The organism is Enterococcus sp. 3C7_DIV0644, assembly GCF_002141235.1.
Taxonomy (GTDB): domain Bacteria; phylum Bacillota; class Bacilli; order Lactobacillales; family Enterococcaceae; genus Enterococcus_D; species Enterococcus_D entomosocium.
Window position 1 is genome coordinate 519,772 of the sequence record NZ_NGLK01000001.1, and the last position, 13,194, is coordinate 532,965.

The 13,194-nt window shown below is 41.3% G+C and carries 12 protein-coding genes; 5 read left to right on the plus strand and 7 right to left on the minus strand.

Annotated elements, in window-relative coordinates; genetic code table 11:
* Window positions 1-210: 210 nt before the first annotated feature.
* Both A5877_RS02610 and mprF read left to right on the plus strand, forming a co-directional pair.
* On the plus strand, window positions 211-936 hold the full coding sequence (locus tag A5877_RS02610) for an alpha/beta fold hydrolase (protein WP_008378615.1): 726 nt from the start codon (window positions 211-213) through the stop codon (window positions 934-936).
* A gap of 2 nt (window positions 937-938) precedes the next feature.
* Window positions 939-3,485: a bifunctional lysylphosphatidylglycerol flippase/synthetase MprF gene (gene mprF / locus A5877_RS02615; protein ID WP_086316304.1), complete on the plus strand. Its 2,547-nt coding sequence runs from the start codon at window positions 939-941 to the stop codon at window positions 3,483-3,485.
* A 65-nt stretch (window positions 3,486-3,550) separates the two neighbouring features.
* Here the strand turns inward: mprF and A5877_RS02620 are convergent, their stop codons facing one another.
* Together A5877_RS02620 and A5877_RS02625 are read right to left on the minus strand one after the other, a co-directional pair.
* The gene (locus A5877_RS02620) at window positions 3,551-4,510 is read right to left on the minus strand and encodes an SPFH domain-containing protein (protein ID WP_005235198.1); all 960 of its coding nucleotides are present in this window, start codon (window positions 4,508-4,510) and stop codon (window positions 3,551-3,553) included.
* The gene (locus A5877_RS02625) at window positions 4,507-4,782 is read right to left on the minus strand and encodes a hypothetical protein (protein WP_016620494.1); all 276 of its coding nucleotides are present in this window, start codon (window positions 4,780-4,782) and stop codon (window positions 4,507-4,509) included. The genes A5877_RS02620 and A5877_RS02625 overlap by 4 nt, the downstream gene beginning before the upstream one ends.
* A 184-nt stretch (window positions 4,783-4,966) precedes the next feature.
* Between A5877_RS02625 and A5877_RS02630 the strand changes: the two genes are divergently transcribed.
* Both A5877_RS02630 and A5877_RS02635 read left to right on the plus strand, forming a co-directional pair.
* The gene (locus A5877_RS02630) at window positions 4,967-5,377 is read left to right on the plus strand and encodes an organic hydroperoxide resistance protein (protein ID WP_034872372.1); all 411 of its coding nucleotides are present in this window, start codon (window positions 4,967-4,969) and stop codon (window positions 5,375-5,377) included.
* 58 nt (window positions 5,378-5,435) lie between these two features.
* On the plus strand, window positions 5,436-5,870 hold the full coding sequence (locus tag A5877_RS02635) for a MarR family winged helix-turn-helix transcriptional regulator (protein WP_008378623.1): 435 nt from the start codon (window positions 5,436-5,438) through the stop codon (window positions 5,868-5,870).
* A gap of 50 nt (window positions 5,871-5,920) precedes the next feature.
* Here the strand turns inward: A5877_RS02635 and A5877_RS02640 are convergent, their stop codons facing one another.
* The 5 genes from A5877_RS02640 to A5877_RS02665 all read right to left on the minus strand — a co-directional run bounded on the left by A5877_RS02640 (window position 5,921) and on the right by A5877_RS02665 (window position 11,477).
* Window positions 5,921-6,283, minus strand: coding sequence for a hypothetical protein (locus tag A5877_RS02640; RefSeq protein ID WP_008378626.1), 363 nt, complete (start codon window positions 6,281-6,283; stop codon window positions 5,921-5,923).
* 278 nt (window positions 6,284-6,561) lie between these two features.
* On the minus strand, window positions 6,562-6,930 hold the full coding sequence (locus A5877_RS02645) for a hypothetical protein (RefSeq protein ID WP_005235188.1): 369 nt from the start codon (window positions 6,928-6,930) through the stop codon (window positions 6,562-6,564).
* A 682-nt stretch (window positions 6,931-7,612) separates the two neighbouring features.
* Complete coding sequence (locus tag A5877_RS02655) at window positions 7,613-9,772, minus strand: legume lectins beta domain protein (RefSeq protein WP_086316305.1); 2,160 nt, start codon at window positions 9,770-9,772, stop codon at window positions 7,613-7,615.
* Window positions 9,773-9,790: 18 nt separating this feature from the next.
* On the minus strand, window positions 9,791-10,840 hold the full coding sequence (locus tag A5877_RS02660) for a DUF916 and DUF3324 domain-containing protein (protein ID WP_086299331.1): 1,050 nt from the start codon (window positions 10,838-10,840) through the stop codon (window positions 9,791-9,793).
* 16 nt (window positions 10,841-10,856) lie between these two features.
* Window positions 10,857-11,477 (minus strand): WxL domain-containing protein, encoded by a 621-nt coding sequence (locus A5877_RS02665; protein ID WP_005235179.1) that lies wholly within the window; start codon window positions 11,475-11,477, stop codon window positions 10,857-10,859.
* Window positions 11,478-11,616: 139 nt separating this feature from the next.
* On the opposite strand from A5877_RS02665, the gene A5877_RS02670 reads away from it, so the two are divergent.
* Entirely contained in the window at window positions 11,617-13,122 is a 1,506-nt protein-coding gene (locus A5877_RS02670) for a helix-turn-helix domain-containing protein (RefSeq protein WP_005235177.1), read from the plus strand.
* Window positions 13,123-13,194 lie beyond the last annotated feature (72 nt).

Here is a 13,194-nt window from a genome sequence, read left to right on the forward strand (position 1 = left end):
ATCAACGAAACCGTGTTTGTAAAGAATTTTCTGAAAACAAATTAATTAACTTAGCCGATTATTTTTATTTACATTGTAAAGAAAAAAGCCTTTTCCTAAATATCTGCTAAAGAAAAAATGAGTAGAATGTTATTTTTTCTCATTTTATCTAGTGATATGTTTGTGATAGCTACTGACTTCAAGGTATACTCTTAGAAAGTAGGTGAAAAAATGGAAGTTGAAAAATGTTACGCACCCTTACCGGATGGGTCTGTCCTCTATTACGAAAAAACCGGTTCAGGATGCCCTCTTTTTTTATTGCACGGAAATGGCGGTAGCAGTGCCTATTTCTCAAAGCAGGTCGACGCATTGCGACAAAAACATCAATTGTACTTAATCGATAGCCGTGGGCATGGCAAGTCCACTAACACACAGAAAAAGATCGATTTTTTTAAAATGGCAACGGATCTTTTAGCAATCATTCAGCAAGAAAATTTGTCTAAAATCGCCCTATTAGGATTTAGTGATGGGGCTAATCTAGCAATGGTCTTTTGTCATCTTTACCCTGAGTATGTTAGTTGTATGATTTTAAACTCGGGCAATACTGAGCCACGGGGAGTTAGACTCTTTTCTCGAATGGGGAGTGTCTTGCAATATCTGATCGTTTGGCTTTGTTCCCCATTCTCAAAAGGAATGCGGGGCTTTCTCCCTATTTTGGGATTGTTGTTTCGTCCAATCGGTTTATCTACAGCCGATTTGAATCACCTCAGTGTGCCGACATTGATTTTGGTCGGCAAACGTGATTCGATCAAGCTTTCCCATTCATTTTATATTGCAAACAGTATCCCTCAGTCCAATTTTATCGTCGTCAAAGGACAAGGACATAGTTTTGCACGAAAGAATCCAGAGGTATTTAACACGAAAGTATTATCTTTTTTAGAAAAGGTCGGTGAATAACTATGAGAATCTTTACTTGGCTCCGCGACCACCGCTCACTGTTTAAAACACTCTTCTTGATTGCAGTAGCCGTGATCGTGTTGGGCGAACTGCTTTCATTAAGCAAGACGATCTCCATTGATCAATTAAAAGAGTTGTTTGCGCAACTGGCACTTTGGCGAGTGGCATTAATGGCTGTCATTGGGTTATTATGTGTCTTGCCAATGGTCTTATATGACATTGTCTTGAACCGCCTATTAGGGGACAAACCTGATCGCCGTTATTTGCTGGAAACCAGCTGGATGATCAACACTATGAACAACTTAATCGGCTTCGGCGGCTTCATCAGCATCGGATTACGCTCGGAATTTTACGGCAAAGGAAAAAAAGGCAAAGAAGTTGCCCAAGCAATTTCGAAGATTTTTATTTACCTGATGTCTGGTCTTTCGATTTTATCCCTTGCTGCACTAGCCTTCGTCTTATTTGGTCCAACGACAGATTATCTGCAACAGTATTGGATCTGGCTGTTAGGCGGTAGTCTTTATTTTCCAGTTGTCTATGCCCTTAGTTTTTCCAAAAAAAATGCTTACTTAGGTGGACTGCAACGGCGTGATCGTCTGCAGTTGATCGCCGCTTCCTTATTAGAATGGCTAGGTGTTTTTGCAGCCTTCTTTACGACTGGTCTCTTGATGGGCATCTCGGTGGATGTGTTTCAATTGTTGCCACTTTTCATCGCTGCCTCCGTGATTGGGATCGTTTCGATGATTCCCGGAGAACTTGGAACCTTTGATGTAATGATGATCATGGGAATGGGCTCACTGCAGATTCCCCGTGAAAGTGTCATTGCTTGGCTGTTGCTTTTCCGCCTGTTTTATTACATCATTCCCTTTTTGATCGGTTTGCTTTTTTTCTCAAAAAATGTCGGCGTCTCCCTCAACCAGCGCTTTTCTGGTATTCCAAAAAGCTTGTTGTTGGAAGTGTTCCACAAGATCGAAGTGTTGCTGCTTTATTTGACGGGAACGATGTTGGTGCTCTCCGCCACGATTCCAGAAGCCTTTGATCAAATCAAATGGTTAGCCCACCTCAATCCGATTCGCTTGAATTTTGTGATGCAGTACCCGAGTATTTTTCTCGGTTACCTCTTTTTAATTGCCGGTCGAGGGATATCTGCCCGTGTCAGTCGCGCGTACGTGCCGACGCTTTTGTTGATTGCAGCAACAATCGGTTATGCTATTTTTGCTGGCTTCCGTTTTTCGACCATGCTGTTTCTTCTATTATTATTAGCAATCATGATTTTTTCAAAAAGCGAGTTGTTCCGTAAACAACTCGTCTTCTCGTGGGAATGGCTGACGATCGATGGTTTGTTAATTGGTTCGTTGACGATCCTCTATGTCATTATCGGGGTCTACAATATGCCTCATATCAATCGACATCCAACGCATCACCATTCGATGGATTTTTTGCTTTTCCCTTCTGAAAAATTATGGCTGCAAGGGTTCGTTGCGATTTTATTCGTCGCCATTGCGATGCTGCTGTTTGCCCGGTACTTGATGGGACCAAAACACCAATTAGGCGTCAGTGCTGCCACTGATAAAGTGAAACATGTTTTAAATACTTACGGTGGCAACAGCGACAGCCATCTGGTGTATCTAAAAGACAAGAAAGTATACGTGTATCCAGAAATTGGCGAGCCGACGGTCTTTTTTCAATTTACGACCTTTAATAACAAATGTTTAGTCATGGGGGATCCTTCTGGGAAGCAAGCAGACTTTCCACAGGCACTGGAAACTTTCTTAACAGAAATGGATCAATGGAATTATCTGCCGGTCTTTTATGAAAGTAGTGAAGAAATGGTGATGCTGCTGCATGAATTTGGGTATGACTTTATCAAATTCGGTGAGAAAGCTTATGTGGATCTACCTAGCTTCACCCTCTCAGGAAAGAAAATGAAGGGACAGCGGGCATTGAACAATAAGATCACTAAAGAAGGCTTTACTTTTGATGTGCTCACCCCACCCTTTTCAGCCGAAACATTTGCAACGCTTAAGGAAATTTCTGACAACTGGCTAGATGGACGGAAAGAAAAAGGGTTCTCCCTTGGGTTCTTTTCAGAATCCTATCTAAGCACCGCACCAATTGCTGTCGTCCGTAATCAGCAACAGGAGATCGTCGCATTCGCTTCCTTTATGCCCACCTATCAAACAGGCCTAGCATCCATTGATTTGATGCGCCACGATCCTGAAAAAGCGCCGAATGGAACGATGGATTTCTTGTTTATTCAGCTATTCGACTATTTTAAAGAACAAGGCTACCAACAATTTGATTTAGGCATGGCACCATTAGCCAACGTTGGTACTTTCCGCAGCAGTTTCTTGCAAGAGCGGATCGCCTATCTCGTTTACACCTTTGGTTCTCGTTTCTATTCTTTTGAAGGGTTACGCGAATACAAACAGAAATATGCCGCTTCTTGGTCCCCTCGCTACATTTTATACTCTCGGGATAGTTGGATCGGGTACGTCATGATGGCCCTCTTGATCGTCGATAATCAATCGGCGGAAAAAACGAAGTAAAAAAGGTTCCCATACTCCTCTTTCTTTTCGGAGTATGGGAACCTTTTTCAATTGTTGTGCTTAACTTATTCAGCCGATTTAGATGGTGCATTTTCCCAAAGTTGTTTGACGACTGGAATATTTCCCAGTTCCGTCATATTTGATGGCAGAATGACCGTATTGGTATTGCTATTCACCACATCTCTGAAGGCTTCGATCCCTAGATATGATAGTGAGCGCTCGTCGAGCTGGCTTTCTTTGATTGCTTCATTGATGGCTAAAATCCGTTTGCGTTCAGCTTCAGTGATTTTCGCGATTCGTTCTGCTTCCGCCTCGGCATCAATCCGTACACGCTTTGCCCGCGCCTCGGCATCGATTTGAGTTTGTTCCGCTCGGGCTTCGGCGTCGATCGTCATTTGAGAAGCTTTGGCTTCTGCACTCAAGACTGAAGAAGATTTCTCACCTTGGGCTCTTGTGATCATCGATTCTTTGTCTCTAGAGGCAGTGATCAATTTGTTCATTGATTCAATGATTTCTTGCGAAACTTTGATTTCCCCAATGTTGATTCGGTCGATCGCTAACCCATAGCCTGCCGTGATATCTTTGATTGAAGTAAACAATGCTACGTTGATTTCTTCAGTCCCATTTAAAACTTCATTTAAATCCATTTTCCCGATGATTCCCCGCAAGTTCGACTGGGCATCTTGGATCATTGAAACAACGGAGTTTTCATTTTCGTAGACAAAGGCACGCACATCTGTGACATGGTATTTGATTGCTTCATCAATTTGAACGATTACATTATCTTTTGTGATTGCACTTTGGGGTTCGATCTCCAAAGGAATCTGTTTCAAGGACACTCTTTCTCTAACTGTATACAAAATCGGAACAAGAAAATGAAGCCCTGGTTCCAACGTTCGAACGTACTTCCCAAAACTTTCGACAACTTTGACTTCCCCTTGACGAACGATCACAGCAGTGCTTGCAATCAGCCAAATCAGAATCACTAATACTAAAATAACTAAAATAATTTGGATAATGATCATTGTAAAAACCCTCTTCCATTTTCAAATAATGTATTGTTTACACGGGTCAATAAGACACCGTTTTCAACCCCGATAATCTCTAACATGACATTTTCAGCAGGAATCCCTGCAATCACCCGATATTCTGTATAGGTGCCATAAAGCCGTATATAGCCTGAATAATGATCCGTCAACGATCGAAAATAGCGCCCTACCGCTCGTTTTTCCATATAATCTACGATGATTTTCACCCTCTTTGCCTTCATGCAGTAAATTTGAAGCTTCAAACTCATTTGTTAATCTATTACAAGTGTTACTAACTATGATAGCACGTTTCACCCAAGAGAACAGTAAACTTATGCTGATTCCGCTTTTTTTTAGAAAAAAAAATAGAACGAAAACCAATTCCTTGCATTTTTCATTTAAATTGCATACAATTTAATTGTACAAAATATAAAAATCAGGAGTGAAGAAATGATGAAAAAAATGTATTCGACTAAAATGATCAACACTGGTGGCCGTTCAGGAGAAGTACACAGTCCCGATCATTCATTTGAGCTAAACATCACTGCACCTGGCAAACGTGTCGAAAATGCTACCAATCCAGAACAACTTTTTGCAGCTGGTTTTAGTGCTTGCTTCAACAGTGCCCTTGAATTGGTGAAAAGCAGCAAAGGAATCGATGGTGCTTCTACGGTGAGCGCACAAGTGACCTTATACGCAGAAAGCGAATCCAGTTTTGTCTTGGGTGTTGAGATCGAAGGTCAAATCGAAGGATTGTCAACAGAAGAAACACAAGAATTGCTTGAGATCGCTCATACCGTATGTCCTTATTCAAAAGCCACAGCTGGCAACATTGAAGTGACTGTCAAAGCCGTTAGCGAGTAGACTTTCGTTGAAAAAACAGCTATGATAAGAGGCGGATATTAGAAAAAGGGGTGAAAACATGAATGTCTTAGCGTTAGAAAACCAATTGTGTTTTCCTCTATACGCCGCTTCAAAAGAAATTATCAAACAGTACAAAGACTTACTGGACCCGTTGAATTTGACCTATACCCAATATTTAGTGATGTTGGTGTTATGGGAAGATGAAGCGATCAGTGTCAAAGCATTGGGGAAGCAATTATGTCTCGACTCTGGCACACTGACACCGGTTTTAAAAAAGCTTGAAGCAAAAGGCTACCTAGCAAGAAATCGAAATCAAGACGATGAACGTTCTTTGCGGGTCACATTGACTGACTCAGGCAAAGCGCTCCATGAACAAGCGTTAGAGATCCCCTACAGAGTGACCGAATTCTTGCCTCTTGAACCGGAAGAACTGTCCGTGCTCCATCAATTGACGACAAAAATGGTACAAAAATTTCAAGAACAAGAAAAATGATCCGCTGTTTTCACAGCGGATCATTTTTTTATCATGCAAACGAGTATTCTTTAAGAAGCTTTAGTTTTCAATTCACCAATCACATTTAGCAACTGGGTTAATTGTTCAGGATCTTCGATTTTTCTGATGGCGATTTTCACTAATTCAAAAATCTGGTCATCGGTTAGGCCTGTCTGTAATATCTCCAATTCACTTACAGCTGGCTGAAAGCGACGAGCCAAGACTGATCCGCTCATTTTGATACTTGCAATCTCCAGAACTCCTTTGTTTACTAACTTGCGAATCACGGACAGTGATGTGTTACGGTTTAAGCCGAAACGTTCACTAAATTCTGTACAGCACAGAGGTTCATCCACAGCCCAAAAACAAACTAAGACTTCCCACTCTTTTTTTGAAAAACTCAAGTAATCCATAATTGCTCCTTTCCATGCCGATGAGGCTGGTTCTTATTTTCTAAATTAAAACAATCGCAGCTATTTCAGTCAGCTGGCTTTCCTCTTCCTTTTTTCGATTGTTTTTTCTTTCACTAAAAGGATTATATACCAATAATAATCTATTTTATTCATAATTTCAAAATATTTTTTATTTTAATGATAAATAACATGTTTAATTATTCTTTTTCTTGATAAAAAAAAACGACTAGATCAGCTAGTCGTTTTCTTACTCTACTTGATATTCCTACGAGAAGTGTTTATTGAACACTGAAGATCAAACTCTCATGCTCTTGTTCTTTTAAGGAATAGCCACAAAATTCTTTATTCAAATTCGGAAAATCACGTTCGATCATCTGAATAATCTCGATTTCCGTCAACAGTTTGTCTTCTGACAATTGCAGCGAGTTCAACAAAACAAAGCGAGAATCATAGCCTAAAATTTCCGGCATCAACCGCCAAAAATTTGTGCTGTCAATTTGTTGGATCGTTTGTTCCATAGCAACAATCAAGTTTTGCACGTGTTCATAGACTTTAGGATAATCAGATTTTAGTAGATCCAACAGTGCTTGGTCTAGCACTTTATCTAAATAAGCCTTTGTATCGGTATAAATTATTGAAGAAATCACTTATTTCATCAATCCTTTCATTCAAATGCCATATTCGACATTGTCAAGGATGGCTCCTTGTTCTTATATATAGCATACTATCGGTGATTTTCGTTCTCAGATTAAGGATAGAATATAGAAAAAAAAGAGAAGCGTATTTTCTTGTCCCCTAATCTTACTCCACAATAGCAAAATTTTGCTAAACTGATAAGCAAAGCGATTCAGCACCTATCGAAAATGAGAAAATTGTCAGATTTCCTTCCTTTTTTATCTATAGCGATTCCTACCCATCGGGCTCTGTAACTGCCAATAGCCTCGCAATTACACACTTCCACGCCCCCCAATAAACGTAGGTTTTTTCTCATTTTAACAAACGTCTTACACAGCATAATTTCAGACAGAACCTTATACAACATGTATAATTAAATTATAGAAAGTCATCAAAATAAAACGAAACGAGGAGTGGATCACAGATGAAGAGTCATTGTAAATGTGGAAAAAAAATGAATGCCCATGAAAAAAGCTGTCCAGACTGCAAACACAAAAAACAGCAAACCTTAGAATCCTTGGAAAAATTCGTTAAATACGGCAGTTTTGCTTTAGCAGGCCTATCATTAGTTTTAAAAATTGCGAAAAGCCGCCAAAGTTAAAGGGACCGACATAAACTTTTAGACGAAAAAAACGCCTTCTAGGCGTTTTTTTTCTATTCATTAATGATTGTACTCTCCAACAGCCAGTTGACTGTGCCTGTATAGGTACCTGGTAAAATCAAATCTAACTTGGGGACAAAGCGAAAGTAGCAATCATATTCCTGAAGATCCAAGGTTAAGTCCGTTGCTCCTGTTGGCTCCTGCTGGAAAATCACTTGTTCTTCAGAAGTGACAGAAGCCACCAGCTGATTGGTCACCGGATCATAGAGTACCAACTGAATTTCCTCTGCCAATAGTTGCTGCTCTTGCATAAAATCCTTTATCTGTCCACTTAACTGCCAGGTTCCTTCGCTGGTATTGCTGATAGACAAAAGGGCTTCTTGATCAAAAGCAATCGCTATATAAGCAAAGCCATCGTCTCTGATGGATCGTACCAGTTCATTCAAGGTCACTGTCGCTGTGATTGAAGCAGGTGCACGCTGAAATTCTACAATCCCACGAAAGTCAATCCCATAATAACGTGTCGCCGATCGATTGCCTTCTGTATCGATCACATAGGAAGCCAGATAATAGGTTGTGCCTGGTTCTAGTTCTTCGGTGTCTAACACCAATGTATCCGTTAGCGGCTCCGACAATGTTCCCCGTTCAACCAACGCTGCTTCAGAGAAATCGGTTTCGGTGATTGTCACATCCTCCGTAAAGAACTCCGTGACATATATTTTGGCTTGGGTCGAGTTTTGGTCATCAATCGTGATCGGTATATAGGAATTGCGCTTTTGCCGCACGATCTGCAGGTCTGCTTTTGATTCTGCCAATGACGCCGAACCTGTTGTAAGCGTTGGTGGAAAGATTCCAGTCATTTGATAATAATGAATTTCTGGATCACCTGACGTCATACTGGAAACAAAAGCATTTCCATTAAAAACAGTTTGGACAGGGATGGCTATATCTAAATTCTGATTGAGCGGCGCTTCTGTGTAATTGACGGAAAAGTGAACGATGTATTCATTCCCTTTGACCATGTCAGGCAGTGTCGCAACCAATTGCCCATTTTCAATGACAAAAGGTAATGCAGTTCCGCCTTCCGGCATGCCATTAACCATGATTTCACTGGCTTTTCCAAAATAAACCGCCTCGGGAACTAATGATAGTCCTTCTGGAAAAAGCGATGAGAGCAAGATTCCCGATTCCAAGTCAGCTAGATCACTGGTGCTTTTATAGGAGAGATAGGTCGCATAAGTAATGGTTTTGCTATTGTCGACAGTGGCTGGCTGGGAAAGTGTCGTACCAGTATCCAACAATAGTTTGACTGGGTCTTTTTCAAAAACACCGGTTCGCATCTCAAGTTCTACTAATCCTTCAACATCGACAAACGCCACTGCTTTTTCTTGAACATAGCCCCCGTTTGCACCAGTAAAACCAAAATAGACCGGTGCACTATTAGTCAGGTTCAAATTTGATTTGAAGGTGTCATCAACAGGTACCGTCACATCAACACCGAAATCTGGTACGGTGTAACGCAACGTTTGCGTTGGCTGATCAAAAACTACTGTAAAACTATGCCACACCCCATCGGAAATATCACTTACTGATACCGTATCACGATGATTTAAGACTTTATCGATAATCAGCCAGCCATCGGTGGTATATGCGTCATTTGAGCCGGGAAAATTCCATGCGATATGATGGCCGGAAGGAACATCGCGATCCATCATACCGTCCCCAGTCAAACCGGCATTATTATAGAACGTATCGAATTCAATCGCAAAACTTTGCGGGATTGCCCCCGTATTTAAAGGAGTCGTTCCTCCTGTATTTGACCAGACGCCAATCGTCGGTCCTGCTTGTTCTGCCAGCGCATTTAAGCCACTGCTTTGCATCACAAAAGCGAGCCCATCGCTGTCCGTTGCTGTATTATCGATACAAAATGCCATTTCTAACCGAAAAGAGCGAGTAAAAGAAACCGGCTTATTGAACCAGACACCACCACTGGAGTTGGTGGTAGCTCCATCATTAATCTGAACATAATTGACGCCCGGTTCCCCTTGTGGCGACCCCGCTTGTCCCACAGGAGTGATCAGAGAATCGTCAATCGCTAACGTAGGAAAATCTGGCGCAGATACCGCAGCATGGACGATTTCTTGTTTCCCACATAGCAGCAAAATGCTAAAAAAGAACACATAGCCCCATCGGATAATGCCAAACTTTTTCATCACTGTCCTCCGCTTTCTTCATTCTGATTCTTCTTGCACTGACAGCCTAACATCTGCTTCTGCTTTTTTACGTCTCCTATATAAAATGAACAAGAGAAGTAGGACAAACAGGAAGAGAAGTAGCCCTCCTGCATAGAGCCAGTACTGTTTTTGAAGATACGCTGCACCTAACGTTGTCTGACGGTTGATAAGGTTGGCTTGCTTGCGATCAACCACCACCGAATCCTCAAACACCCATGTTCCTTTAGGCGCATTCAACTCAATCCGTAATAGATAGGTCCCCGCTTCGAGAATGTTCTGATCAAAGGCACTAAACAGCTCCAAAACCGAATTCGGAGCTATTTGAAAATTCTCTGCAGAAAACCCACCGACCTTGTTGCCGCTATCTTGCTCACGTATCACTGTTTTGACAGTGATGTTGCCAAAGGCTGTGGGCTGATCATTGCGGATCCTACTTTTGAGAGCTGTAGAACCATATCTTTCCACCGCCTCAGAATTGACCAAAGACAACTGGGGGTCAGGCATGGTTGCTACATTCTGACGCAAGCGGATCCCTTGTTGAATTTTATAGTTGGCTTGCAGATTTGTTTGCTGACTTTCAGTTGTTTCCGCCGGTTCTTCTTCAAAGTCAAACACACCAAGTATTTCTCCTGCAAATTCTTTTGCCTTCATTGAAAGGGTAAAATGGACCTGACGACTTTCTCCAGGGTCAAGCTGGATCGTCTGTCTCGGATTTTCAATCAATTGACTAAACGAGATTCCTTGGTTCTCTTCGGCGGTCTGTTCTGCTTGGTACGCGATGATCCCAGTAGAGGCCGTATAACTATTTAGTGCTACTGCTTTAATGGTCAACGGCTCTGAACTTGTATTATGAAGGGCAACGGTCAAATTCTGTTCGGTCTCATGATTTACCAGTAAGTCGAAATAACTGACGTCACTGACTTGATTTTGGGGAAGTTCTGGGGTTACAGTGAACCGTGTGGTCTGTGCATGACCGGTGACTTTCGTAAAGCAACACAAACTGATAAAGAAACTAATGAGTACGAAGCACTTGATTTGTTTTTTCATTGTCGCCCTTTCCTTGCTATTCTGCTTGATAGGTGTTTGATAATGTCCAAGTGATCGTTCCACTATAAGTGCCGCTGTTCACATTTTGTTTTGGTACGGTTAATGAAGCATTGGAAAAGTTAAAGTCATTGGTTGCTAAGCCGGTCGTCCCATTAGCAGAAGCGATCAATGTAGGTTCTGTTGCTCCTACCATCAATTCGGTGCCCGATACTAGCGTTGCATCGCCCGAAGCCGTTGAACCATTTAAAGTGACTTTGGCATTTGCTAGCTCGTTATCGCTGGCATTCGTCATTTTCGATAATTGCGCAGTCAACTGCCAGCCAGCTTGATTTGGTCCACGGTAATCCGTGATCGATGTCACTTCATCCGACGTTGTTTGAATCACTTGTTCATCGGTAGCGATATCTTGGATACTGCTTGTACCGAAGTTAAAATTGGTCACCTGATCCAGTGACAAGATTCCTTGTTCGATCGTTAGTGTTGCTTGACTCGTCATTGAAGCCGTTGGATTCGCTTCTGCTGCAGCTGCCGCAGTGGGCGCCATTCCTAAACCCATTCCGACCAAACCTAACATTCGTACCTTTTTGTTCATTTTCATCTCTTCCTTCACTTTTTTTAATGAGAAACCGAGGGTCATCGAAAAAACAGCCTTAAAAAATAATAATTTAATTGGTGTTTTTTCATTCTATTCTCATCTATCATAAGTATAATCCATCATGGTTATCATACGGTTCACAGATTTAGCGTAAAAAAAACGCCAAAAAGGAGAATCCCTTATGTATCGAGAATTCATTTCTCCCGCAGAAGAAAAGAAATTAGAGATTTTCAAAGTTGTCTGCAATTCCAACGGAGTGACATTGGTCCAACTATCAGAAGTTTTGAATATCCCGCAAAAAAGCCTGCAAAAATATATCTATTTTTTAAATGAAGATTTGCAGCTGCTCTCACCTCACCTGCTTCTATCAAAAAATCATTACAATCAGTATTTTCTTGATCGAACAGAGGATGATGAACCTTTTTATGCACAATTGATGTATCATTACTTGCTCAACTCCACACAATACAACCTGATTCATTACTTGATTGGGCGCCCGCAAATGACCTTGACTCAATTATGTTTGGATTTGCATGTCAGCCAATCGCATATGTATCGGTTGATCAAGAAAATCAACCAACTATTGGAAAAATTTCAAATCCGAATTCGAACAGACCTGAATAATCGCATCGTTCTTGCTGGAAAAGAGCTTGATATCCGTATTTTCACCTACAGTTTCTTGACCCAAAGTGCGCCTGCTGATTTGTGGCTTTTGCCGAGTGTTTCCCATAAAAATGTCGAAGAATTTACGGCATTCTTTGCTGTTTCTCACTTTGATCCGTTGACGAAAAATAAACTCGCTGCATTTTGGCAAGCAGTGGTCAGCCGAACGATCCAGAAAAAATATTTGCCGCCGATTCCTGAAAAATACATGGGATTGATGAATTTCTATTGTTTTTTACCAGAAGAAATTCTCGAATCACTTTTTTTGAGTGCCGATTATGCCTCAGAAAAGATGCTTCAGTCAGAGTATCTTTACTTGAATTTCTTTTTGCATGTCTTTTTGCCAGGGGTTGTTCCCCAAGAAAAGAATCAAACGATCATCCAAGAGATCAAACATTCTGATACTGATCTTGTGCGCTTTTTCACTGCAATGATCAAAGATTGGCACGATACCTTTGCTCCAAGTCAGGAAGCCGCCGAATTCGAAAAATTATTAAGCAGCTGTCTACTGGTCTTCAATCTATCGATCATTATCGGCATCGATCTTCTGGAAGTGTGGCAGCTAGAACACCAACTGTTGACTGAAAATGCTCCTTCTAAAGACAGAACCTATGAAGCAATCTGCACACTTTTACTGACCCATGTTGAAAAGTATCCATTTGCTGACTTGGATAAAGAGTATTTTGAACAGACACAGTTGCCTTATCTGGCTCATCTCTTGTATTTGGAAACACAGATGAATACGCCCCCGACCGTGTCGATCTATATTCAAACGACGATTCAATACCGCACAAAGCAAATGATTGAGACGAGGATTCGTTCGATTTATTCTAAAGCTTCTGTGACTTTCGTCAAACAAATGGAAGCCGCAGATTTATTGATCACGGATAATTATGAAGAAGTGATGTTTTCCGAAAAATTAGTCTTACTGTCTAACCTGCAAGCCGAGCAAGAGTGGGCAGCCGTTTTTGCAAAGATCAATCAACTGATGATGACCAAGATGTTTGCCGAACAAGGAAAATAAGTTGCCGATTCCATTTTCATCCGCAAAAAAAGCCCGAGCCTCTTTGCTCGAGCTTTTTTTCTACTATTTTAG